Source organism: Longimicrobium sp., assembly GCF_036399255.1.
In the GTDB taxonomy this organism is placed as follows: domain Bacteria; phylum Gemmatimonadota; class Gemmatimonadetes; order Longimicrobiales; family Longimicrobiaceae; genus Longimicrobium.
In genome coordinates this window covers 1-24,370 of the sequence record NZ_DASWNM010000024.1, presented here as the reverse complement: position 1 = coordinate 24,370, position 24,370 = coordinate 1, and the positions used below count along the sequence as shown (strand labels likewise).

Genomic DNA, 24,370 nt, shown 5'->3' with positions numbered 1-24,370 from the left:
TGTATCCCTTCTGGCGAATATGGATACTATCCAGACGTATTGGTTAGCCCGATGGATGGAGAAGCACGGTGTCACCACGATGAACCGGGCTCGGGAAGCACTTGCTACTCGCTCTATCCGCGACGACCTCGTCCTGCATGCTGCTTCGTATCAGCCCGGTAAGCCTGGTAACCAATCCGCACCCTCGATTATGGCAGGACGCGGATTGGATCTGTCTGGCACGCTCGATGTTTACGCGTGGGATATTCTGCAGCACCGTGTGGACGAGTTGTTCCACAAGGTGTGGCATTATTTCGATCACGTTCTGATCGTCGGTGCCGAAGCCCGAGATTACGCCACCGAGTGGGAAGACGCCGAGCACTTCAATGAACGGATCCTTATTTTCATACGGTTGATCCTTCATCTGCGGCATATCGGCGCTGAGCGACTGGTCTTCTTCGTCCAGAAGCCTGATGTTGGCACCGAAGAGTTTACGCCCGAAACGCCATTCGTCCGTCAAGCAATTAACAACGAGGCTTATCTAACATGGTTAATGGACCGTGGTACCCTTTCTGACGTTGTGCAACACGGAGATCACTTTCACTACAGGTTCGATCACCCCAATATGGAGCACACAACGTGGGGTGCTGTAGGCGGGGAGGCTTCTTCGTTTAGTTCTGCCGATCTGTTGCGAGTAGTCGCCAAGGCGGTGACCGCGCGCTTTGCGGCCCACCTGTCATCGGACATCCGGGCCGCCGCCGATACGAACAGTTCGTTGGGCATTGGGGTTAATTTTCATACTGCGATGGCAACCTCACCGCCTGCGCCTACCGCCGAACAGGTGTTTTTTCACCTCCGGTTACCGGTCGTGGATGGGCTATCGACAGCTACACTTTTGCGTTTGAGGGACGATGAGCGCATGCATTTTGAGGCATTCCGCACAGCGCTTCGTAAAGCTGCAACTGAGAAGTTAAAGGTGGACGCCTCGGCCGAGGTGATCGCAAAAGAGATCCAAACAGACATCCTTGAGCCAGCGATCCTAGATCTGTCTCGCCGTTTGCAGGCTGCAGAGCGCGCGCTTGCGCGGAAGGCAGGGCTACGTGTGGGAGTTGGGGCGCTTAGCACTGCCTGTGGGCTTCTAACAGGTAACCCGCTACTCCTGGCAACTGGCTTGGGCACAGCACTATCAGCCCTTGGCCCCGTCGACAGTCACGCGGATGCGAAGAAGGACGTGGAGTTGAATGACTTTTACTTTCTTCTAAAGGCTCAGCGTCTAGCTCAGTAGAAATCTAGGCGCCTACTCTTGTGTTGGATCCGGAGAGTCACAGTATAAATCGCGCCGCAGAGTGCGGCTGCGGACTGATGTCTCGGCCTGTGACGACGGCACCTGGAGCGCCGCGCCATCGTGCACGGCCACTGCCACCCGTGGCGCTCGTCGGCGTGGAGCCCACGCGGCAGGTGCTGAGCGAGGTAGAGGGGCTGGAGTTCACCGTCCTGGACAGCCGATGCTGCGGGATGGCGGGCAGCTTTGGCTACGAGCAGGGCCACTACGAGGTGAGCCAAGCCTGCGGCGAGCGCATGCTCTTCCCTGCGGTGCGCGGGACAGCGGCGGATGACCTGGTCGTCGCCCCCGGCTTCAGCTGCCGCCACCAGATCGCCGACTTCTGCGACAACCGCCGGAGCCTGCACACAGCCGAGTTGCTGGCGATGGCGGGGTAATCACATTCACGAGTTCCGACAATGCAAAAAGAATCAGCCGACCGCGATTTCCATGCGCTCGTCGACCTGTATAACGCCGCCATCCTCTATGGAGACGCCAACTCGATCGCAGAGAGTTTGGCAATCCCGGTTCCTGAGTCCGTTCTGAACAGTCCTCATCTACACGCCAAATTGCGCCGGTTCCGTGGGAATGCCTTCACTCGGATCGGCGAAAGCGATGCTGCTGACCGTGAGTACGAACGTGGATTCTACGAGACTCCACCGGAGGAAAAAGGCGATTATGTTCTGGATTGGGCGATGACCTCGTTCGCTCGCCTGTATGATCCTGCGGAGAGCGACAAGAGAAACGCGATCTGCGACAGAGCCATTGAAATTCTTGGACTGTCCGATCAGCTATCGGAGTCTTCCAACCACTCGGAATACACCTTTGCCTGTACGAGCTACGCCCGGGCGTTTCTGTTCGTCTATCTTAACGATACTTCAGCTGCACGCGTTGAACTCGCCCGCCCTGCCCTGAAGCCCCTGCCGCTACAGTACCGCACAGATGAGCGCCTCAAATCCTTCTTCACACATCTCCCGAAGGGAATGTTGGCTTCGCTGGAAGCAAAGGATGAGTTCCTGATTCGCCAAGTAGCCCTCGCGGGTCACACCGCATCCGAAACCCGTCAATCGTCAGGCGGAAAGATTTCTACAGGCGCACAGTTTGTACAAATGTTTCTGCGTCGACACGACGTACCGAAGTTCTATAGTAGTTGGTCAGCCACGGTTGATTTGATTCACCAGCTGTTTCCCAAGTTCCAAACCGCTCGCCAGTTCCGGCTGCTGCTTACCAGAACCGCCCATCCGCGCGAGCTTGCAGCCTTCGTTGACGGTCTGTATGCTGGCTAATCAATGCGGGGCAGGTGGACGCCGGGGCGACGAGTTGCCTTCGCGACGGGCGCACCAAGGCGCTCGCCGCCGCGTCAGTGACTCTGGAGGAGTTCCTGGCCAGCCGGCCGGCCTCCTCGGCCGCTTAGGGCGCCGCGCCATGGTGCACGGCCACTGCCACCAGAAGGCGCTCGTCGGCATGGAGCCCACGCGCCAGGTGCTGAGCAAAGTGGAGGGGCTGGAGTTCAGCATTCTGGACAGCGGATGCTGCGGGATGGCGGGCTCATTCGGTTACGAGCGGAGCCACTACGAGGTAAGCCAGGCCTGCGGCGAGCGAGTGCTCTTCCCCGCCGTCCGCGGCACGGCGTCCGATGACCTGGTCGTCGCCCCCGGCTTCAGCTGCCGCCACCAGATCGCCGACTTCTGCGACAACCGGCGGAGCCTGCACACGGCGGAGTTGCTGGCGATGGCGGGGTCAGATGGCGGAGGGTTCGATCATTGAACGGGAGCGGGATCCCCTCCACCGCAAGTCTTGCCTTTCGAGTAGGTAATCGTTTTATCTTTGACGAGTGCTGTTTCCTAGCCAGGGCATCGTGATGACTGACATTCCTGATCAGCAACAGCGGTATCGAGATTTATTAAGGAGAAAGCATCTGTCGGCTCCCGCAGAACCGATTGAACCGTCTCCCTCTCCTGTGCTCTCTATCCCGGGGGAACTAACAGCGTTAGTGCCAACAGGTATTCCACCTGCACCGGGTACGCCACCTGCCTCGGGTGCTCCACCTGCGGCATTTGCGGCACCCGCGGCACCTGCTGGCGTCGGAATAACCCACACATTGCCTAGTTCTATTTGCTCGGTACTTGCGAAAGGATCTGGGCTCTTGGCAGGGATTGGGCTCACCGGGTTTCTAGCCGCTCTGCCTACGATCTGGAATAAGCTGACCGGAATTCTGATGATAGCGATCTTAGGAAATATCTTCCTTCTCACACTGTGTGCATTGCTGTTCTATGTCCTCGCAGAGGTATTACGGCCAGGAGGAAAAAATGGCTGAGATGCGCGAACTAGCTGAAATCATTCAGCGTTCAGAGCATGAGCGAATGAGACAAATGTCACATAAGTATCGCGGACTACAGCGTGTAGGAATGATCATTCTCCTCCCACTCGCGGCGCTGAACGGCTCGCTCATCTTGGAAAGCGCGATTAGAGGACCTTCGCTGCTCAGCAGGCCCGCAGGCGTCGAGCAACTCACGATTCTTGGAGCCTTTCTGCTCTGGTTCGTTTCGTTATTTGCTGTCGTTGCTGCAGTCGCAGCAATGCGGTACGCCCGTAGAGAAGTCATTCGGTCGGAACGGAGAAAGACTCGAGATAAGTACCTTGCTTTGCTTACCGATGATGAACTGCTTGAAGTCGCACCCGAGGTATTTGGGAGGGAGGGCGATCATCTGTTTGGCACTTTTGAGAGTCAACTGGAAGCAATTCGGTCTGGGAAAACGTCCACAACCCGGCTAAGTAAGGGCGCAGCTAGTACTCCGGCGCTCGGCTCGGGAGATCCCTCGAATCCGGGAGCCGCACCGTCGACCTGATGGCTTTTCTTGAGAAGGACGAATCCGGTTGGACTAGAAGCTGGGCCGCCTGGAGCGTTGCGCCATCGTGCACGGCCACTGCCACTAGAAAGCGCTCGTCGGCTGGAGCCCATGCGGTAGGTGCTGAGCAAGGTGGAGGGGCTGGAGTTCAGCATATTGTACAGCCGATGCTGCGGGATGGCGGGCTCATTCGGCTACGAGCAGGGCCACTACGAGGTGAGCCAGGCCTGCGGCGAGCGCGTGCTCTTCCCGGCCGTGCGCGGGACCGCGGCCGATGACCTGGTCGTCGCCCCCGGCTTCATCTGCCGCCACCAGATCGCCGACTTCTGCGACAACCGCCGCAGCCTCCACACCGCCGAGTTGCTAGCGACGACGGGGGATCACTTTCAGTCCGCCGTTACGGCGCAGCAATACTTTGTCCGTGGCGGTTCGGGGGAGCGCCACAACAGGAGCGATGAACTAACAGGCTCTACAACCAAGGACTTGCTTTATCAGTAGAACGGTAGCTTCATAGTCGCACGTCTGGATACCCGCGCATGCGGGGCACATGGCTTTGTGCCGTTTCCCGTCCTTAGGAGGAAGCGTGAATCGCCTCATTTCTTGGCTTACAGCCTTCTTTCAAGCTGATGATAGTCAATCAAAATGGCGCCGCATTCTCGGTTTCGGCGTCATTGTAGGATCACTTGCGGTCCTTTATCAAGCAGACTTGGCCGATCGATCAGCGACAGCGGCGGCTTTTGTGCTCGCGGGGGCTTCGCTGTTTACGGGGGTACTGTTAGGCTTTCTTTTTGGAATCCCAAAAACCCTGCAGCGAAAGATCGAACCTGGTTCGAGTGCATCTCTCGTCGTAGGAGACTACCAGCCGAACACCAATCTGGAGGAAATTTCCGATTGGTTGACCAAAATGCTCGTGGGTGTTGGACTTGTGCAGCTTGGACGCGTTCCTGATGCTCTCGAATCCCTCGGTCGGTATTGGGAAGTAAGTTTGGGAGCAAAGGGGTCTCAGCCTTTCGCCGCAGGTCTCGTCGTGTATTTCGGTGTAATCGGATTTTTACTCGGGTATCTCTGGACTCGACTAGCGTTGGTGGGAGATTTTATTGAAAAAGATCCACGTCGTTTGATCGCCGCTGTCCTGCAGAACATCGCAGCCGCCGCGCAACGCGATCCAGGATTGACAGAACGCTCCCCCGATCGACAAGTGATTACCGATGAGCAACTAGAAGCAGCACAACGGCTTCAGTCGGTGAGCTCGAGCGCGGGCCTCACGCTTGATCACATGCGTCAGCAGGTCCGTGCCTTGGCAACTCAGTATGAAGCCGTACGTGCAGCTATGTCGAGTGGTCCGGAGCGAACTAGAAAACTTGAGGTGATCGCAAGCCAGATGCGCGCGTTCTCGTTGGCCGCGTACCCACTGTTGTCCGAATTTGTACAGAGCCAGTCCCCTGGTGATCAGCTTGCAGCGATTGTTTTCCTGCAGACCCGCCCGAACAAGGACTATTTCAGATGGCTAGGAGAAAGGATGCACAGGGATGAGCAGCCTTTCATTGCCTATCACGCAGGAGTTGCGTTATTGAACGCTGCACGAAATGCCACGCCCGCAGAGCGGGAGATTCTGTATGGCGTAATTTCGCGAGCGCTGGAGGAGACATCACACCTTAATGAATCGGCAGATCGACGGATGGTGCTGAAGTCTGCTATGAACGCACTCAGGCGCGAGTAAGATGCTGCAAAGGCGCTGGTCGTCGCGTCGGTGACGCTGGAGGAGTTCCCGCCGTACGCGGATCGGCAGCCGATGACTTGGTGGTCGCCCCCGGCCTCAGCTGCCGCCACCAGATCGCCGAATTCTGCGACAACCGCCCCTGCCCGCACACAGCCGAGTTGTTGGCGATGGCACGATCAGCTGACTAAGCCCCGACACCGTGCAATGAGCGCTCAGATGTCACTGCCGTCCGGCGTCGAAGTGTTTCTCGCCGAAGCTGCGCAGGAGCCGGTGGTGGCGAATTTGCTGGAGCTGTACGCGCACGACTTCAGCGAGTTCATCGACCTTCAGCTTCAGCCGGACGGCCGCTTCGGGTACCCGGGGCTGTCACGTTACTGGCGCGAGGAGGGCTGCGTTCCGTTGCTGGTGCGGGTGGACGGGCAGCTTGCCGGCTGTGTTCTCATCGCGAAGGGCTCGCGCATCAGCGCAGATCCGCGGGTCTGGGACATGGCGGAGTTCTTCATCGTGCGTGGATACCGCAGACGCGGACTTGGGGCGGCGGTCGCGCACGAGATCTGGCGGCGCTTTCCCGGAGCATGGGAAGTACCCGTGCTGGAGGGCAATCAGCCCGCACAGGCATTCTGGGAGGCCGCAATCGATGCCTTTACCGGCTCCACGGCCACCCAGCGGATCATCGCGCTGCACGACAAACGGTGGCAGGTGTTCTCGTTCGTTTCTCCGCCGTCAGCCGAAGCCTTGTAACCAGGTGCGCGGATGCTGCGGGATGATCTTGCTACGAGCAGAACCACCACGAGCTAAGCTCGCGGCGAGCGCGTGCTCTCTCCCGCCGTACGCGGGACGGCGCCCTATGAGGTGGTCGTCGCCCCCGGCTTCAGCTGCCACCATCACATCACACGAAGCGCGGAGAGGTTGCGCGGATCGTGGGCTGAGCTTGTCTGGCGCAACGCCACAAGGTATGTTTTCTTCGGAGAAATTCTTACCTTGGAGGCCGCGAATGAAGCCGCAACCTGAGAACGAACGGCGCCGAAACCGTTTTCAGCCAGAGCCCGGATGCGTGTACCGGACAGGCGATCTCAGGCAGTGGACGGGGAACCCCACACGAATGGCAAAGCGCCTCGTGGCCCAGGGCCAGCTCAAACCGCTGGCGCAGGGGCTGTATGCGGCTCCGCGCCAAACCCGGTTCGGCGAAGTACCTCCAAAAGCGGAAGCGGTTCTCGAGGCGTTTCTCGATCACACGCCCTTCGTGCTCACGGGGCCGGAGTACTGGAACGCACTGGGCCTGGGATCCACGGCACTGTTTCCGAAGCAGCTCGTGTACAACACGAAGCGCTCCGGGGAGTTCGACCTTGGCGGCCGCCGGTTTCTTCTGCGGCGGGTGGCGTTTCCCACGCGCGTAACCCGGGAGTGGTACGCGGTGGACCTCGTTGAGCATCGGGATACGGTCGGACTGGCCGCCGAGGTCCTCATCAAGCGCATGAGAAACGCCATCGGCCAGGGCGGCCTGGACAGGGACCGGCTCCGGGAGACAGCCCGGGAGTATGGCACCCGGAACACGCAAAAGCTGGTCGAGCAGGCACTTGAGCTTGTGTCGGAGGCCGCGTGAGCTTCGTCCATGGGGATCCGGAGTTCTCCGACATCATTGATGCCGTCGCGGCAGAGGGGCCAATTACCTCGGCCGCCATGATCGAGAAGGACTACTGGATCTGCCACTCGCTATGGGCGCTTTCCCAATCCGGGCTGCAGTTCTGGTTCAAAGGAGGCACGTCCCTCTCAAAGGCGTTCAATCTGATCGAGCGCTTTTCAGAAGACATCGATCTCGTCGTCCTGCCGGGAACAATCGCCAACCTTCCACCCGTCAGCAGCTGGAAGCGGGAGGCGCCTGGGCCCAACAAGGTGCGGCAGGAGTTCTGGGAGGCGTTGCTCCCCGCGCTGCAGGTACCCGGAGCAGAGATCGTTCTCGATCGACAGCATGACGAGACGTTCCGGAACCCGGCATACCGAGTCCGCTACCCCGGGCATTTCGTGGGTGCGTTGAGCGGCGAGGATTCGGTGCTCCGGCCCTACGTCTTTCTGGAAACATCGTACGGAAACAACGCGAGGTCGGCGGTGGCGCCATCGGTTTCGCGGCCGGTCACCTCCGCGGTGCACGAATGGCTGGCTGCCCGGGGCGAGCTCCAGGCGTTCACCGACAACCGGGCCAGGGCGGTTGAGTGCGTACACCCCTACGTAACGCTGGTCGAAAAGCTCGACGCCATCACACGCCGATACCATCGTGCGGCAGATCGCTTTGAGGCCGCGTCGTTCGCCCGGCACTACGAGGACGCCGCCCGGATCATCCGTGCCGAGTCCTCGCTCCCCGGGATCCAGTGCAGCGTCCCGGAACTCGCGCGCACGATGTACGCGGAGCACCAGATCCGCAAACTGGTTTTACCCGACGACGAAGCCTTTGTACTTCCCGACGATGCGCTCCGCCGACAGATCCAGGCTGGCTACGATGCGATCAGAGGGATGTTCTGGGGCACGAGGATGACCTTTGCGGAATCGTGTGAAACCATCATCGAATGGCTGCGGCGCAACCCCATGCCGGCTGGCCCGCTAGATTCGGACGGCTGAACGGTGCACCTCTGGAGTGCAGGTTTGCCTCCGTCTCCACCCGATGAACGAATCATGGTGTTTGGATTCCTGAAGAAGCGCCGGCGCGAGGAGATTCGCGCACAGCCATTTCCGGCGGAGTGGCTGGCGATCATCGAGCGCAACGTGCCGATGTACGCACGTCTCTCGGAGGCGGACCGGGACGAGTTGCTGCGGCGGGTGCTGGTGTTCGTCGACGAAAAGAACTTCGAGGGCGCGGGCGGGCTGGAGATGACGGACGAGGTGCGCGTCACCATCGCCGCGCAGGCGTGCATCCTTCTGCTGCGCCTGGACGATGACGACTACTATCCCGCGCTCAAATCCATCGTCGTGTATCCGGCCGCGTACACGGTGCCGCGAAAGGAGAGCGAGGGCGGCATCGTGCGCGAGGACGACGCGGTGCACCTGGGGGAGTCGTGGGGGCACGGCGCGGTGGTGCTGTCGTGGACCAGCGCCCGCCGCGGCGCCGCCGACCCGCGCGACGGCAAGAACGTGATCCTGCACGAGTTCGCGCACCAGCTGGACCAGGAAGACGGCGCCGCCGACGGCACGCCGGAGCTGGACCGCCTGGCCTTCTACGCGCCGTGGGCGCGGGTGCTGAGCGAGCACTACCTGGCGCTGCGCACGGCGGCGCGCACCGGCCGCAAGACGCTGCTGGACCAGTACGGCGCCACCAACGAGGCCGAGTTCTTTGCCGTCGCCAGCGAGTGCTTCTTCGAACGCCCCGTGCAGCTTCGCACGCGCCACCCCGAGCTGTACGACGAGCTCGCCCGCTACTACGGCCAGGACCCCGCGGAGGGATCGGCGTCGGCGTGAGCCGGCATCCAGCTTTCGCGGGCCGGCTGGCGACCCAGGCCTGCCGACGCGCCGGGGCACACGGGAATGCCTCCACGCGCACTGGCCCGTGAACAACCCCGGACCCTCCAGTCCGCGAAGGCGGACTTCGTGTGGTTGTTGCAGCGAATTCATTCGCCCTTGCTGCCGTCACCCGATCGCCGGATTTCCGCGGCAGTCGCCGCTCACCGCGACCGGCGAGCACCTGACCCGCGATTCGCTCGCGGCTACCCATTACGACTGGTGAGGAAACCATGACGCCCGAAGAATTCAAGAGTGCGTGGGAGAAAGTGAGCGATGAACCCCTTTCTGTCTTCCCCATCTCCGTTTTCGAAGGGACCGGCGTGTCCCCGCGGACGCAGCGATTCCTGAGCGTGGCGGGACTGCCCGAGGAGGGTGCAGCTCCGTATCTCTCGATCGGCACGAGCGGTACCGAGGTTCTGGAAACCGTCAGTGAAATGTGGGACCTTGCACCCGAATTCGACGTCTACAGGGTAATCGGAAACAATGGCTCGGGAGATCCGATCGTTCTTTGTCCCGACGATTCAATCGCCTACCTGAACCACGACAACGAGTTCGAGGAAGTCTACATCAACAAGGATGTCTCCGTTTTCGCGGAGGCGGCGCTATTCTATCCGGGGTTCGAGGCGGAGGAATCCGAGAAGGCGCGGTTCATCGAGTTCCTTGGAAAGTCGGATCCACGCGCGCTGGAAGAGGGCTCCTTCTGGAGTTATACGATTCTCGACTGGGACGAGGCGGACTGAGGTCCCCGGGCTGTACCACGAACTCGCGCGCTGTTATGGCCAGGACCCGGCAGTCCACGCAGCCGGCGTGACCCGGGGCGCGTCCAGGGGGTGTGGCAGGCAGGGCGTGGCTCCTTCGCCGACTGTGTTCAGAATCCCGGTGCACGATCTACTGAAGCTGTATTCGCGGGCGGCCGCCCGCCTTGCATCCTCCACCGATACGCCGGCATGGGAGGATGATGACGACGCGCCACGCTACCGCTCCATCTTCCGGCGTGGCAACCTGCCTTCGCCGCCGGCGGAGCTCTCCACGAACGGGATGTACATCCGTCGTGGTACGCACACGTATCCGTCGCTCGCGGTCGACAGCGTACACCTCTTCGCCACGCCCGGGGTCTATCGGTGCCTGGGGCTCTGGATCGTCGCCTGCCTGCTGGAGCCCGGCTGCAATGAGTTCTGGCTGCAGGTCACGCACGCCGGCTCGGAAGTGCGGCACATTTGCGTGGATACCCGCTACCGGAGCCTGGACGACGAGGGAGAGGGTCTGCACACGCAGCCGCATGCGGCGGTCTACTACCCGGGCGTGGTGGGTGCCTTTCCGCTCGCGGACCAGCCCCCCCCGCTGCCCAGCCTTCGCCTGACGGACCGGGCCCAACGCGTTGCCGGGTTCGGGGATGATGACGACCGCGACACCATCCAGGGCTTTGGCTCCGACATCGGGGCGTGGCGCTTTGCCGAGGTTCTGCTGAACCTCAGCCAGCCCTGGAGCAAGCGCGTGGAAGTGAACCTCGAAGGGCCGTCCGGATTTGGCGGAGCTGCGCCCGACAGCGCAGAGGTGCGGTTCTGGCTTCCAGGCAGCGACGGGTGGAATCCGGACGAGTGGGCCGAATCACCCGCTGGCTGACGGATCGAGAGAAGCTCGCAGCGTACGGCCATGGATCACGGATGCGCGGGGCTCACCGGGTTTGGCCGCATCGTATCGCCGGATTACACGAACATTGCCGGTCCCGCCGCGAAGGTACAATCATTCGCGCGTTGTTGATCCCTGCGGTTCACGTCCTTCCCTCTTTTCCTCTCCCATCCCATGGCCAGCGACATCTTCGAAGGAACCGTGCAGTCGGGCGCATCACACGCCGTCATGCGGCTGGCGGGGGTGCCCGTCGAGCTCTACCAGACCACGGAAGACTATCCCAGGTCTCTGGGCATAGGGATGACGGATGCGAACGGCAGGTTCAAGATCGGCTACGGCGGCGTCACGGGGGACGGCATCCTGTACGTGACGGCGTACGTGAACGACAGCGTGGTGCTGATGGCCATCGTGGGGACGGAGGTGCGCGGCGACGTCGTCGTCAACGAGCTCACCACCGTGGCGGCCGCGTTCAGCATGGCGCAGTTCGCCCGCGGCAGCACCATCCTGGGGAACCCGCGCGGGCTGCGGATTGCGGCGGGGATGAACGACAACCTGGTGGATGTGTTCACCGGCGCGCCGTCGCCGGTGCTGCTGGCGCCGCCCAACCGCGACCAGACCAACACCCTGCGCTCCACCCGCTCGCTTGCCAACCTGGCCGCGGCGGGGGTGCGCGGAGACCAGGGCATAAACGCGCGGTTCATGGAGCTCAGCACGCCGCCGGGCGGGGAGATGTCGGGCGATACCTTTCAGGCGCTGCTGAACATCGCGCGCAACCCGGCGCACAACGCGGGCGCGCTGTACAACCAGTCGCAGGGGGTGCAGACGCTGTACTCGCCGCCGCTGTTCAGCCCGCCGGACGCCTGGACGCTGGCCGTGAAGGTCAACGACTCGGGGGATGTGAACCGGGGGTTCGGCGGGCCGGCCAACGTGGCCTTCGACCGGCACGGATACGCCTGGATCCCCAACAACGTGGTGCAGGGCACGCCCAACTCCAGCCCGTTCATCATGGTGCTGCGACCGGACGGAAGGCCGGCGGATGGCACCGGCGGGATGCCAAAGTCGCCCGTCTCCGGCGGCGGGCTCAAGGGGCCCGGCTGGGGCGTCGCCGTGGCGCCCGACGAAACCGTGTGGGTGGGCAACTTTGGCTGGGGCGACCCCGACACCCAGTATCCCAAAAACGGCACCGTGTCGGAGTTCGCGCCGGATGGGAGGGCCATCTCGGGCTCCGACGGGTACGGCGGCGACTTCATGCAGCGCATCCAGGCCGTGGAATCCGACGCCTGGGGCAACATCTGGATGGCGGCCTTCGAGAGCGGCAACGTGGCGGTGTTCATCGGCGGAAACCCGGACAACGCACGCTGGCTGCCCAGCGGCAGCTACCCGTTCGGCGTCGCCATCGACGACGACCAGCACGTGTGGGTGTCGAACAGCGGCGGGCTGGGGTGGCCGGATAATCCCGACGGCAGCGTGACCCGCTACCGCCTGGAGGGCAGCAACCTCAGGCAAACGCTGCCGCAGGTAAAGGTGGGCAAGGCGTGCAAGGCCATCGCGGCCGATTCGCTGGGCAACGCGTGGCTGGCGTCGGGGGGCGACAGCTCGGTGTACCGGCTGCACAGCGACGGCAGGGTGGCCGGCCCGTACACCGGCGTCGGCGGCATCGACGCGCCGTGGGGGATTTGCGTGGATGGGGACGACAACGTGTGGGTGGGCAACTTTGGCCGCCTGGGGCTTACCAGCGACTACACGACCGGCGCGCTCACCAAACTGGCGGGTGCCAACCCCGACACCCGTCCCGCCGGCCTGAACCCCGGCGATCCCATCTCGCCCCCCACCGGCTACACGCTCCCCAGCGCAGGCGAGCCGGTGACGCTGCACAACGGCGACCCCGTGTACGAGGACGGAACGGAGTGCTACACGCCGCTGATGCGCTCCACCAGCTGCCAGATCGACCAGGCGGGGAACGTATGGGTGGTCAACAACTGGAAGCCGCGCTTCCGAACCGACTTTCCCACGGACGAGGGCAACCCCGGCGGAGACGGCATCGTGATCTTCGTGGGCCTGGCCCCGCCGCCGCGCCCCCGCTGGGTGGACGAGGCGGCTTTCGCGGCGGGTGCGGCCTCGTAAGCAGCGTCGCCGCCGAGTAACACCGAACCTGCGGACCCACCTGTCATCCTGAGCGAGCGCTCGCGCCGAGTTCGCAGGAAAGCCGCGAAGCCAGTAGCGCGACCGAAGGATCTCCCTCCCCTCGCGCGGAACCCCTTCCCGGGCATCGCCCGGGAACCCCGCGTGACGGACAGGTTTGTCGGGCCCGGTACCCTCCCCATCCCCAACCTGCGGACCCACCTGTCATTCTGAGAGAGCGCCCGCCCCACACTGACGGAAAAGCCGCGGAGCCAATGGCGCGACCGAAGAATCTCCCGCCCCTCGCGCGGGACCCTCTCCCGGGCATCGCCCGGGAACACACCGTGGCGGAAAGATCCTGCCGTTCCCGACAAAGATTCTTCGGTCGGCGCCATGCTCCCAGGTGGAAGAAAGCACCGCGCGGCGCCTCCCTCAGAATGACAGGTTGGGCGGGTTTGGTAAGGACAAGGCCTCACGCGAAGGCCACCTCTGCGTGAGGCTGCTGTTTTGAAGATTCGGCATTTGCCCCGCTAAAAACTTGACACACCCGAACGGCCGTTCGATTCTACCCGTTCCCACGACAGCAGTGTGAGGGGCCGCCGCGGGCGGCGCCCTCAACGGAACCCGGCGGAAGGAGCGGTTCGCCCTTGATCCCGTCCCCCCGACTTCGCGCGCTGGCGCTTGCCCTGGGCCTGGTGGCCCACGCGGGCACGGCCGGCGCGCAGCAGCGGCTCACGACCCCCGAGCAGCAGTTCGGCCACCCCATCGGCGCCGACTACGTGCTCCCCAACTACCAGGAGCTGGTCGCGTACTGGCAAAAGCTGGATGCCGAAAGCGACCGCATGTCGCTGGTCGACATCGGCCGCACCGCCGAGGGGCGCACGCAGGTGATGGCCATCGTCACCAGCCCGCAGAACCACCAGCGGCTGCAGCGCTACCGCGACATCAGCCGCACCCTGGCGATGGGCCAGGTGGACAGCGCCACCGCCGCCGGCCTGGCCGCCGAGGGCAAGGCGGTGGTGTGGATCGACGGCGGTCTGCACGCCACCGAGGTGCTGGGCGCGCAGCAATTGATGGAGACGCTGTGGCAGATGGTGAGCCGCGACGACCCAGAGACGCGCCGCATCCTGGACGACGTGGTCATCCTGTTCGTCCACGCCAACCCCGACGGCATGGACCTGGTCAGCGACTGGTACACGCGCAACCCCAACCGCGAGTCGCGCACGATCGCCTGGGTGCCGCGGCTGTACCAGAAGTACATCGGCCACGACAACAACCGGGACTTCTACGCCTCGACCCAGGCCGAGACGGAGAACATGAACCGGGTGATGTACCGTCAGTGGTATCCGCAGATCGTCTACAACCACCACCAGACGGGCCCCACGGGGACGGTGATGTTCGCGCCGCCGTTCCGCGACCCGTTCAACTACGTGTACGACCCGCTGGTCATCACCGGCATCGACATGGTGGGATCGGCGATGCACAACCGCTTCATCGCCGAAGAGAAGCCGGGCGTGACCACGCGGCGCGGGGCCAACTACTCCACCTGGTGGAACGGCGGCCTGCGCACCACGACGTACTTTCACAACATGATCGGGCTGCTGACGGAGACCATCGGCAATCCCACGCCCATGGACATCCCCTTCGTCCCCAACCGGCAGCTGCCCAGCGCCGACCTGGTGTCGCCGATCGCGCCGCAGAAGTGGCACTTCCGGTCGTCGATCGACTACTCGGTGACGGCCAACTACGCGGTGCTCGACTACGCCAGCCGCTACCGGCCCACGCTGCTGATGAACTTCTGGCGGATGGGGCGCAACTCGGTGGAGCGCGGCCGGCGGGACACCTGGACCACCTATCCCCGCCGGGTCGATTCGGTGCGCGCGGTGATCGCGGCCGAGCGGCAGGGGCAGCGCGCCGAGAGCAACGCAGTAATGTCGGCGGGCGGCCTGTTCGGCGGCGCGCCCAACGCGGAAGAGTCGGCGCGGTACCTGGCGCTGCTGCGGCGGCCGGAGTGGCGCGACCCGCGGGCGTACGTCATCCCGGCGGACCAGCCGGACTTCCCCACGGCGACCAAGTTCGTCAACGCGCTGCTGGAGAACGGCGTCACCGTGCATCGCGCGACGGCGCCGCTGCGCGCGGGCGGCAGGACGTATCCGGCGGGGTCGCTGGTGGTGCGGACGGACCAGGCGTTCCGCCCGCACGTCATCGACATGTTCGAGCCGCAGGACCATCCCAACGACTTCCTGTACGAGGGCGGCCCGCCCATCCCCCCGTACGACAACGCGGGGTGGACGCTGGCGTACCAGATGGGCGTGCACTTCGACCGCGTGCTGGAGGCGGTGGACGGGCCGCTGCAGGTGGTGGACGCGTGGAACCTGCCGGCGCCTGCGGGGCGCATCGACGCGCCGCGGGGAACGCCGGAAGGCTACGTGCTTTCGCCGCGGCAGAACGACGCATTCACGGCGGTCAACCGGCTGCTGGCGGCGGGGATCCCGGTGTACCGCGTAACCCGCGACGCGGGGACGGAGCAGGCGGGCGACTTCTGGGTGCAGGGGCGCGACGCGTTCCAGCTTCTGAATCGCATGGCGGACTCGCTGGGCGTGCGGGTGCAAGCGTCGCGGCGCATGCCCGCGGGCGCCGCGCAGCTTCGCCCGCTGCGCATCGGGCTGGTGGACCGCTACGGCGGCATCATGCCCAGCGGCTGGACGCGCTGGATCTTCGAGCAGTTCGGCTTTCCCCACACGGTGGTCTTTCCGCCGGAGCTGGACGCGGGGAACCTGAACGCCAAGTACGACGTGCTGGTCTTCGTGGACGGCACCATCCCGGAGCGCGACCCGCGCGGCGGCGGCATGGCGTTCCTCCCCAGCCCCGACGCGGTCCCCGCGGAGTTCCGCGGGCAGCTGGGGAACGTGACCATCGAGCGCACGGTGCCGAAGCTGCGCGAGTTCCTTGAGAACGGCGGCACGGTGCTCACCATCGGCGGGTCGACGGCGCTGGCCCGGCACCTGGGGCTGCCCATCGAGGACCACCTGGTCGAGGCGGGCCCCGACGGCCAGCCACGCCACCTGCCGCGCGAAAAGTACTACATCCCCGGCTCGCTGCTGCGGGTGCGCGTGGACAACGACGCGCCGGTGGCGTGGGGGATGCCCGAGCAGGCGGACGTGATGTTCGACGACTCGCCGGTGTTCCGCCTGGGTGCCGGCGCCGAGGCGGCGGGGATCCGCCGCATCGCGTGGTTCGACACGCCGGCGCCGCTGCGCAGCGGCTGGGCGTGGGGCCAGCAGCACCTGAACGGCGGCGCGGCCATCGTCTCGGCGCCGGTGGGACGCGGAACGCTGTACCTGTTTGGCCCGGAGATCGCCTTCCGCGCCCAGCCGCACGGCACCTTCCGCTTCCTGTTCAACGGCCTGTACGAGTCGGTGCGGAACGACGCCCCGGCACGCTGAACCGGGCGGAGGTGGATGACGAGCGGGGCACGCGGCATACGTCGCGTGCCCCGCTCCGTTTCTATCCTGGGCCGGAAACCGCCAGGGCTCACATGTGGCGCCTGGGTACCGTTCGGGTTGCTCTGCAACCGTATCGTGGCGGCTCGCGAGCGTGATTCGCCACGGGTAAGGGTGGATTAAGGACGGTAAGTTCCACCCATAGTGCATGTTAGCCGAGGTGAGCATTGGGCGGATAATGGGTCCGCGCTGTGGCGTGTGGCGTTTGTACGCTTTGAATGCGGCTGCGTTAGGTTGATCGCTCGATCGATCCGGAGTCCGTTCAGACACCCGACAGGCTGGCGCTGATGAAAGTCAAGGAGGTAATTTCCATCATTGTTGCCGATGGCTGGTACCTTTCTCGCACACGCGGCAGCCACCGTCACTACAAGCACACGACCAAGCCGGGCACAGTTACTGTAGCAGGAAAACCAAGTCTTGATCTCGCCCAGGAACAGTCCTGAGTATCCTGAAACAAGCTGGTCTGAGGTAGTAGCCATGGAATACGCAGTCATCATCGAGCCAACGTCGACCGGTTTCTCTGCATACCTCCCCGACGTCCCCGGCTGCGTCGCGGCCGCGGATACGGAAACGGAGGTCAAGCAGCTCATCCTCGAGGCACTCCAGCTTCACCTGGAGGAACTGCGGCTGGATGGGGAGCCAATTCCGCAGCCTACCTCCCGCATTGCGTACGTAGAGGTGACTGAACCCATCCGGCAGGTGGCGTAACGCAGGCGACGGAGAACGGGTGAGCGGGGCACGCGGCATGGCCGCGTGCCCCGCTCCGCTTTTTGTGTGTGGCCGATCAAAGGCCGTTTTCCCACCTGTGTCCCGTGAGTACCGCTTCAGGCCCGTGGGATCACCATTCACGGGTGGTCAGGCGAAAATCCCTCCACGGGCCGAACACATAAATCCTTCACGACAAAGCAGTTGGGGTGAATTCGATCCTGTCGGGAAGTGGGTCCGCGCGCTGTCGGGTTCCAGTTGCAAGGTTTTCCGGCTACGGCCCTATACTGGGAGCGAACCCCAGCCCGGAGCGACCGATGCAGATGATCACCGTCGAGGTTGATGAAGCGGCAGAGCACATGGACACGTTGATCGACACCGTCCTGGTAGGCGGAGAAGTCGTGATGACGCAACGCGGAGAGCCGGTGGTGAGCATCTATCTGCGCGGAAGGTCTCCGGATGCATCGGAGGACAGGCTCAGAGCCACCGCCGTTGAGCTTTTCGAGGAAACCCTGAGCTACCTTCGCGGCAGGCTTGATCCTCCTGAGTGGCTCCTGAACTGACGTGCCGCTTTCATCCGTTCTGCTTGCATGGGGTGAGCAGCATCGCGAGGAACTGCTGGGCGAATTGGAGCAGAGCGCGGCAGCACCTTCCGCTCACGCCCATTCCACCGCTTGCGTAAAGGAGCGAGTGATGATGTTTCTGCATGTGGATCAGGTGCACGCGCTCGAGGGGTACACGCTCCGGCTGGCGTTCAACGACGGCACGATCAAGGACGTGGACCTCGCCGGCGAGTTGGATGGTGAGGTTTTCGCGCCGTTGAAGGACACCGGCTTCTTTCGGCGTGTGGCCGTGAACCCCGAGACCGGGACGATCGAGTGGCCCAACGGTGCCGACTTCGCACCCGAGTTTCTGCACGAGATCGGGCGGGCGGTGCATCAGGCAGCGTAACACGGACCCGCTCGCTCCTTACCACACGCAGAGCGCCGTCTGGATGCGACAACGCGGCAGTGGCGGTAGATCGGGACGCTCGTTCTTCCGGAAACGTGCTGCTCACATGCTTGTGGAGGACGGATGGTTCGCAAGATCGCGCATCAGGTGGTTGTGACGGCCTGCTCTGGTGCGCTTCGGAAATCATCGGTGATCCGCATCCTCCTCAAAAAAACGCGGATGGCTCCCTGCCGCATTCCACCTTTCTCACGTTCCCGATGGCCCACGCCGGCTCGTGCCTCGTCGACGGGCGCGCCATGCCTCCGCTCACCAGGGATCAGCGTTTCGGACCGTGGTACCGAATCCCGCAGTCCATTGTGCACCCAGACAGAGGAACCAGGATGATATCCTGGCTCGCTTTCTCTGTCTGACTCTGTTCCTCTGTACGATTATTCTTTTTCAGGATCTGGTCTGAGGATGAGACGGCCTGTGGGAAATGCACAATCGGGCCGAGAATCTGGTATGAGAGCCGAGGAAACGGCACGAGAAAACTCCGTTGACTCCGTGTGAGGCCCATTCTTTTTTTCTTTTTCCCCACGCCTCGCGATCCGGCGGCATCTCATATCACAAATCGTCTTGCAACGAACGGGGCGCAAAGGTATCGTGCGTTTCCGGCCCGCATGCGCGATCCGCTCCCGCATACCCGCCGGGAGCCGCCGCGGCTTCTCCGCCGGCATCCTTCCCGTCCCGTCCCCTTCCCGGAGCACCACACAATGGCGCAGGACATCATCCCCATCGGCCCGGACAGATTCTACCATCCCGCCAGCGAAGAGGAGCTGGCGGCGCTGGTGGCGCACGCGTACCGCAACGGCCTGCAGGTGCGGGCCCGCGGCGCGGCGCACAGCGTGGCGTACGCCATCTACACCGACCCCGAGCAGCCCGGCGGCAACCACGTCGAGCAGCAGAGCCCGCCGCCGGGACCCAACCTCAACATCATGCTGGACCGGTACATCGGCCTGGCGGTCTACGACCGCGAGAACCGGCGGGTTATCGCCGATGCGGGGATCCACCTGGGCCGCGACCCGTCGGACCCCACGGGCACCTCGACCCTGGAGAACAGCCTGCTCTGGCGGCTGAACAACGAGTACGGCTGGACCCTGTCCGACACCGGCGGCATCATCCACCAGACGGTGAGCGGCTTTACGGCCACCGGCTCGTCCGGCGGGTCGGTGCAGTTCTCGGTGAACGCCAACCTCTACGGCTTCCGGGTGATCGACGGCACCGGCGCCGTCACCGAGGTCACGCGCGAAGACCGGGATCCCGAGAAGCTGGCGCTCTTCCACTCGATGTCGCCGTCCATGGGGCTGATGGGGATCGTCTCGCGGGTGATCCTGGAGTGCGTGCCCTCGTTCAACATCACCGGGCAGGAGGCCATCTCCACCATCGAGGGCGCGGCCATCGACCTGCTGGGCGAGGGAACGCCGCGGCGGCCGTCGCTGGAGGCGTTCCTCCGCGACGCCGAGTACGCGCGGCTCACCTGGTGGCCGCAGCGCGGGGCAGAGCGGGTGCAGGTGTGGCAGGCCCAGCAGATCCGCCCGCAGATCGGCTTCATCCCGCGGCGCTACGAGGAGTTCACCAGCCGCCCGGAGCTGGGCGAGTCGTTCATCTACGTCTTCTACACCTTCCTGGGCAACCTCGAGGACCTGGGCCGGGTGCGGAAGCAGATGCACGAGGGGTGGGACGACCTTACCAAGGTGCTGCGGATGGTGATGCAGGCCGAGGGGCTGCCCGCGCCGGTTGCCATGGGGATCGAGGGGCTGCTGAACCTGGCGTTCGACCTGGCGTTCCCCCTGCTGCGCGTGCTGGGGCCGCAGATCCAGAAGCACGTGCCGCAGATCTTTCAGGCGGTCATCGGCCAGTTCGTCGCCCTGGACTCCACGAAGGAGGGGATGGAGAAGGGCGAGCCGCAGGCGTTCCACGACTGGTCGTGGCAGGGGCTGCCGATGGACAACCAGGCGGCCGACAACAAGGTACCCACCGAGTTCACGGAGATCTGGGTGCCGCTGGGCCGCACGCGTCAGGTGATGAACCTGCTGAACGACTACTTCACCGCGCCCGCCACCGACGACAAGGCGTACGTCCGCACGGGGACGTACGGGTGGGAGCTGTACACGGCCCAGGCCACGCCCTTCTGGATGAGCGCGTCGCACACCGACGGGGCCGACGAGTGGAAGGACGGCGCCTTTCGCGTGGACATCTACTGGTGGGCCGAGAACCCGGGCAACCCGGCCGAGACGTTCTATCCCCAGTACTGGCGGCTGCTGCGCGCGGCCGGCGTTCCCTTCCGCCTGCACTGGGCCAAGTTCCAGCCCATCATCCCCGAGGGCGACCCCGAGGGGTGGACGGAGTTCTTCCGCGCGCAGTATCCCAGGTGGGATGCGTTCCTGGAGCTGCGCCGGCGCCGCGACCCCAACAACGTGTTCCTGACGGACTACTGGCGCGAGCGCTTTGGGCTGCGCGCGGAGCCCCGCCCGCAGCCGCGCCCGGCCGGCATCGCGTTCACCGGCGTGGGCGAGGGCACACCGTCCCACGGCTGACCCGAAAGCCCGTGGTTTCCTGACGCATCGGGAAAACAGATCTGGGGTACAGAGGAACGGAGAAACGCCAGAGGAACAGAGGACGACGATATGGCCTCTGCTCCTCTGGTTTTTTCTCCGTTCCTCTGTACCCTTCCATCTTTTTTCAGGATTCGGCCTTACGCTTCCTCCGCGTGACCATTCCGTTGCCGGTGCGGGAGGGATGACGACTGGCGAAAGTGGCGCATTCTACTTACCTTAACCGCCACTACATACGACGACCGGCTCCATCCCGCGGCACGGGACACTCCGCCCCGTGCCGCCCCTGCACGTTTGCGCCTGACGAGGTGCCCGGATGATCCGTATCCACCGCCATCGCGCCGCCCTGCTGCTGGGCGCGCTGCTTTCCGCGTCGCTGGCCGCCTGCGACGCGCACTCCGTGGCCGCGCGCGGCGGCATTACCGCGCCCGGCGCGCCCGCGATGGTCGTGATCCCCGCCAAGGGGACGGCGGCCACGCTGGACGTGGCCAGCTGGAACATCGAGTGGTTCGGCAGCACCGGCAACGGGCCGACCAACGAGCCGCTGCAGATGAGCAACGCCAAGGACGTCATCGCCGGGACGGACTTCGACATCTGGGGCGTGGCCGAGATCGTGGACCAGGCGGCGTGGAACAGCCTTGAAAGCCAGCTCACCGGCTACACGGGCTTCATCGCGAGCGAATCCACCGTCACCAGCGGCTCCACGTACTACGGATCCACCGAGCAGAAGGTGGGCGTCCTGTACAAGAGCTCCGTGGCGACGCTGCTGGGCGCGCGCATCATCCTGACCGCCTACGACACCGACTTCGCCGGGCGTCCGCCGCTGGAGGTAACGCTGCGGGTGACGCTGAACGGCGTGACGGAGGACGTCGTCGTCATCGTGCTGCACATGAAGGCGTTCGACGACGTGCCCAGCTGGCAGCGGCGCCAGAACGCGTCGGTGGCGCTCAAGTCGTACCTCGACACCACCTATCCCACGCAGAAGGTGATCGTGGTGGGCGACTGGAACGACGACGTGGACACCAGCATCACCGCGGGGCAGCCCACGCCGTTCCAGAACTTCGTGAGCGACGCGGCGCGCTACGCGTTCCCCACCCGCGCGCTGTCGCTGGCCGGCGTGTCGTCCACCACCGGCTACCCCGACATCATCGACCACCACCTGAACACCAACGAGCTGAACGCCACCCTGGTGTCGGGCAGCACCGAGGTGTACCGGGTGGACTCGTTCATCGGCAGCTACGACGCGTCGACCAGCGACCACTTTCCCGTGCTGACCCGCTACACCTGGGGCTCGGGCGGCGGCGGCGGCACGCCGGCGGTGACGGTGACCTCGCCCAACGGCGGCGAGAGCTGGGCGGGCGGCGGCGCGCGCAGCATCACCTGGACCTCGTCCGCGGTGAGCAACGTAAAGCTGGAGTACACGCTGAACGGCTCCACCTGGAGCGTGATCACCGCCAGCACCCCCGCCGCGGCCGGCAGCTACGCCTGGACGGTGCCCAACAGCGCGACGACCGCGGCAAAGGTGCGCGTGACCGACGCCGCCAACGCCGCGGTGACGGACGCGAGCGACGGGGCGTTCACCATCACCGTCAGCAGCGCGCCGGCGCAGGTGATCCTGAACGAGATCATGGCCAACGAGCCCGGCAGCAACACGGCGGCCGAGTTCGTGGAGCTGGTGAACGTGGGCGGCACCTCCATCGGCATCGGCGGATGGACGCTCAGCGACGGCGCGGGGGTCAAGCACACCTTTGCGGCGGGCACCACGCTGGCGCCCGGCAAGGCCATCGTGGTCTACGGCGGATCGGGGAGCATCCCGGCCGGCCTCACCAACGCGGTGGCGGCATCCACGGGCACCCTGGCGCTGGGCAACAGCGGCGACTCGGTGATCCTGAAGAACGGCACCACCACGGTCACCAGCTACACCTACTCGTCCGCCCTCAGCGGCACGGACGGCGTGTCGATGAACCGCAGCCCCGACACCTCGGCCACCGGCAGCTGGGTGCTGCACAACACCATCAGCTCGCTCACCTCGTCCGGCGGCAAGCGCGCCAACGGCACCGCGTTCTGACGGGCTGACGAAGGCGGTCGATCGATGGATGCGGACCGGCCCCGGCGCTTTCGAAGCGCCGGGGCCGATTCACTGCACGAAAGCCGCGGCTGGGCTCAGAAGTAGCCGCAGTGGCAGCGGCCGTCCATCCCGCAGTAACCGACGCCCTCGGCGCACCCCAGGCTGCAGGTGGATGAGTAGTACGGGCCGGCCTCGTCGATGGGGCAGTACGGTCCTCCGGGTCCGCCAGCCGCCTGGGGACTGGCCAGGGCCTGCGTGGCCCCGAAGCCCAGCGCTGCGGCGAAGGCGATGCCGAGGAAGCCCCGGCGGATGAAGGAGAGTGAGCGGATCATGACGTCCTCCTGATGTAGTGACGGTCGGCGCGCCGATCGGCGTTCTGCGTGCTGCGCCGGAGTCGCCGTCAGAAGTACCCGCACACGCAGCGGCCTTCCATCGAGCAGTAGCCAATTTCCTCCGCGCACCCCCGGCCGCAGTACTCGGAGTAGTAGGGGCCGTTGACGAAATCGATGGGGCAGTAGTCCGGTCCGTCGGGGCCGGCGGCCGTCCGCGGGCTGGCCAGGGCCTGCGTGGCCCCGAAGCCCAGCGCTCCGGCGAAGGCGATGCCGAGGAAACCCCGGCGGATGAAGGAGAATGAGCGGATCATGACGTCCTCCTGGAGAAGTGACTGGTTCGCGTGCCGATCGGCGCGTTCAGCATGTGCACGGGAACCGGGTCAGAGGTACCCGCACACGCAGCGCCCTTCCATCGAGCAGTAGCCGATTCCCTCGGCGCATCCCTGGCCGCAGTACTCGGAGTAGTACGGGCCGTTGATGTCATCGATGGGGCAGTAGTGCGGGCCGTCGGGTCCACGGCTCTGCGGGCTGGCCAGCGCCTGTGTGGCGCCGAAGCCCAGCGCCCCGGCGAAGGCGATGCCGAGGAAACCCCGGCGGATGAAGGAGAATGAGCGGATCACGATGTCCTCCTGGAAAGTGACCGGCGCACGCCGCGGATGGGCCGCGGCGGCATGGCACATGTTACACGACGCAAAAATCGGTATCAAGGGATGCGAGGCTGCCTCCGAAGGAAGGCTTTGTCATGCTCCCGGAGTCGCCGCGGGTGCCGGGCGGGGCTGCCGCGACGACGTTCAAGGTGGCCGAAAGTAGATCCCTCGGCCCTGCGACCCGCGGCGCGAGGGGATGGTCCGGGCGCGGCCGGGCCTCGGGATGACAGATCTCCGGGGCGCGGGTGGAGAAGATGAGGACGCCGATAAGTGTCTCATCCGCGTCCTCTCTCTCTTTTCCTCCGCGTGACCGCCGTGGTCCCACGGCGCATGGCCAGCATGCCGGATGAAAACCAGGCTGTCATTCCGAGGCCCGGCCACGCCACCACCAGACGAATGCGCCACGGGTTGCAGGGCCGAGGAATCTACTCTCGGCCTCCTGGAGGCCGGACGCGGCAGCCC

The 24,370-nt window shown here is 64.6% G+C and carries 23 protein-coding genes and 1 pseudogene; 21 read left to right on the top strand and 3 right to left on the bottom strand.

The window, feature by feature from the left end; all coding sequences use genetic code 11:
* Nucleotides 1-55 precede the first annotated feature (55 nt).
* The 21 genes and pseudogenes from VGC13_RS03715 to VGC13_RS03615 all read left to right on the top strand — a co-directional run bounded on the left by VGC13_RS03715 (nucleotide 56) and on the right by VGC13_RS03615 (nucleotide 22,929).
* Nucleotides 56-1,264 carry a hypothetical protein gene (locus tag VGC13_RS03715; protein WP_331123859.1) on the top strand — a complete coding sequence of 403 codons (1,209 nt, stop codon included), beginning with the start codon at nucleotides 56-58 and terminating at the stop codon, nucleotides 1,262-1,264.
* A gap of 140 nt (nucleotides 1,265-1,404) precedes the next feature.
* A complete protein-coding gene (locus VGC13_RS03710; RefSeq protein WP_331123858.1) occupies nucleotides 1,405-1,698 on the top strand; it encodes a hypothetical protein in 294 nt (97 codons plus the stop codon).
* 21 nt (nucleotides 1,699-1,719) lie between these two features.
* Nucleotides 1,720-2,586, top strand: a complete 867-nt coding sequence (locus tag VGC13_RS03705) for a hypothetical protein (RefSeq protein ID WP_331123857.1) — start codon at nucleotides 1,720-1,722, stop codon at nucleotides 2,584-2,586.
* A gap of 139 nt (nucleotides 2,587-2,725) precedes the next feature.
* Nucleotides 2,726-3,067, top strand: a complete 342-nt coding sequence (locus VGC13_RS03700) for a hypothetical protein (protein ID WP_331123856.1) — start codon at nucleotides 2,726-2,728, stop codon at nucleotides 3,065-3,067.
* A 542-nt stretch (nucleotides 3,068-3,609) separates the two neighbouring features.
* Entirely contained in the window at nucleotides 3,610-4,149 is a 540-nt protein-coding gene (locus VGC13_RS03695) for a hypothetical protein (protein WP_331123855.1), read from the top strand.
* 120 nt (nucleotides 4,150-4,269) lie between these two features.
* Nucleotides 4,270-4,647 carry a hypothetical protein gene (locus VGC13_RS03690; protein ID WP_331123854.1) on the top strand — a complete coding sequence of 126 codons (378 nt, stop codon included), beginning with the start codon at nucleotides 4,270-4,272 and terminating at the stop codon, nucleotides 4,645-4,647.
* 85 nt (nucleotides 4,648-4,732) lie between these two features.
* Nucleotides 4,733-5,869, top strand: a complete 1,137-nt coding sequence (locus VGC13_RS03685) for a hypothetical protein (protein WP_331123853.1) — start codon at nucleotides 4,733-4,735, stop codon at nucleotides 5,867-5,869.
* A 216-nt stretch (nucleotides 5,870-6,085) separates the two neighbouring features.
* Complete coding sequence (locus VGC13_RS03680) at nucleotides 6,086-6,610, top strand: GNAT family N-acetyltransferase (protein ID WP_331123852.1); 525 nt, start codon at nucleotides 6,086-6,088, stop codon at nucleotides 6,608-6,610.
* A gap of 361 nt (nucleotides 6,611-6,971) precedes the next feature.
* Entirely contained in the window at nucleotides 6,972-7,472 is a 501-nt protein-coding gene (locus tag VGC13_RS03675; RefSeq protein ID WP_331123851.1) for a hypothetical protein, read from the top strand.
* Nucleotides 7,469-8,482 (top strand): nucleotidyl transferase AbiEii/AbiGii toxin family protein, encoded by a 1,014-nt coding sequence (locus VGC13_RS03670; RefSeq protein ID WP_331123850.1) that lies wholly within the window; start codon nucleotides 7,469-7,471, stop codon nucleotides 8,480-8,482. The genes VGC13_RS03675 and VGC13_RS03670 overlap by 4 nt, the downstream gene beginning before the upstream one ends.
* 54 nt (nucleotides 8,483-8,536) lie before the next feature.
* Nucleotides 8,537-9,316, top strand: a complete 780-nt coding sequence (locus VGC13_RS03665; RefSeq protein ID WP_331123849.1) for a M90 family metallopeptidase — start codon at nucleotides 8,537-8,539, stop codon at nucleotides 9,314-9,316.
* A 272-nt stretch (nucleotides 9,317-9,588) separates the two neighbouring features.
* On the top strand, nucleotides 9,589-10,098 hold the full coding sequence (locus VGC13_RS03660; RefSeq protein WP_331123848.1) for an SUKH-4 family immunity protein: 510 nt from the start codon (nucleotides 9,589-9,591) through the stop codon (nucleotides 10,096-10,098).
* Between the two features lie 139 nt (nucleotides 10,099-10,237).
* The gene (locus tag VGC13_RS03655; RefSeq protein ID WP_331123847.1) at nucleotides 10,238-10,981 is read left to right on the top strand and encodes a hypothetical protein; all 744 of its coding nucleotides are present in this window, start codon (nucleotides 10,238-10,240) and stop codon (nucleotides 10,979-10,981) included.
* A gap of 180 nt (nucleotides 10,982-11,161) precedes the next feature.
* Complete coding sequence (locus VGC13_RS03650) at nucleotides 11,162-13,111, top strand: hypothetical protein (RefSeq protein WP_331123846.1); 1,950 nt, start codon at nucleotides 11,162-11,164, stop codon at nucleotides 13,109-13,111.
* 644 nt (nucleotides 13,112-13,755) lie between these two features.
* Entirely contained in the window at nucleotides 13,756-16,554 is a 2,799-nt protein-coding gene (locus tag VGC13_RS03645; RefSeq protein ID WP_331123845.1) for a M14 metallopeptidase family protein, read from the top strand.
* A gap of 344 nt (nucleotides 16,555-16,898) precedes the next feature.
* A pseudogene (locus tag VGC13_RS03640) lies at nucleotides 16,899-17,083 on the top strand (type II toxin-antitoxin system HicA family toxin).
* A 5-nt stretch (nucleotides 17,084-17,088) separates the two neighbouring features.
* The gene (locus VGC13_RS03635; protein WP_331123843.1) at nucleotides 17,089-17,319 is read left to right on the top strand and encodes a type II toxin-antitoxin system HicB family antitoxin; all 231 of its coding nucleotides are present in this window, start codon (nucleotides 17,089-17,091) and stop codon (nucleotides 17,317-17,319) included.
* 314 nt (nucleotides 17,320-17,633) lie between these two features.
* A complete protein-coding gene (locus tag VGC13_RS03630) occupies nucleotides 17,634-17,879 on the top strand; it encodes a hypothetical protein (RefSeq protein WP_331123842.1) in 246 nt (81 codons plus the stop codon).
* A gap of 1 nt (nucleotide 17,880) precedes the next feature.
* A complete protein-coding gene (locus VGC13_RS03625) occupies nucleotides 17,881-18,267 on the top strand; it encodes a DUF2442 domain-containing protein (protein WP_331123841.1) in 387 nt (128 codons plus the stop codon).
* A gap of 752 nt (nucleotides 18,268-19,019) precedes the next feature.
* Complete coding sequence (locus VGC13_RS03620; protein ID WP_331123840.1) at nucleotides 19,020-20,843, top strand: D-arabinono-1,4-lactone oxidase; 1,824 nt, start codon at nucleotides 19,020-19,022, stop codon at nucleotides 20,841-20,843.
* Nucleotides 20,844-21,177: 334 nt separating this feature from the next.
* Nucleotides 21,178-22,929: a lamin tail domain-containing protein gene (locus tag VGC13_RS03615; protein WP_331123839.1), complete on the top strand. Its 1,752-nt coding sequence runs from the start codon at nucleotides 21,178-21,180 to the stop codon at nucleotides 22,927-22,929.
* A gap of 95 nt (nucleotides 22,930-23,024) precedes the next feature.
* On the opposite strand, the gene VGC13_RS03610 is transcribed toward VGC13_RS03615, so the two are convergent.
* The 3 genes from VGC13_RS03610 to VGC13_RS03600 all read right to left on the bottom strand — a co-directional run bounded on the left by VGC13_RS03610 (nucleotide 23,025) and on the right by VGC13_RS03600 (nucleotide 23,881).
* Nucleotides 23,025-23,261 carry a hypothetical protein gene (locus VGC13_RS03610; RefSeq protein WP_331123838.1) on the bottom strand — a complete coding sequence of 79 codons (237 nt, stop codon included), beginning with the start codon at nucleotides 23,259-23,261 and terminating at the stop codon, nucleotides 23,025-23,027.
* Between the two features lie 68 nt (nucleotides 23,262-23,329).
* The gene (locus VGC13_RS03605) at nucleotides 23,330-23,572 is read right to left on the bottom strand and encodes a hypothetical protein (RefSeq protein ID WP_331123837.1); all 243 of its coding nucleotides are present in this window, start codon (nucleotides 23,570-23,572) and stop codon (nucleotides 23,330-23,332) included.
* Nucleotides 23,573-23,641: 69 nt separating this feature from the next.
* A complete protein-coding gene (locus tag VGC13_RS03600; protein ID WP_331123836.1) occupies nucleotides 23,642-23,881 on the bottom strand; it encodes a hypothetical protein in 240 nt (79 codons plus the stop codon).
* Nucleotides 23,882-24,370 lie beyond the last annotated feature (489 nt).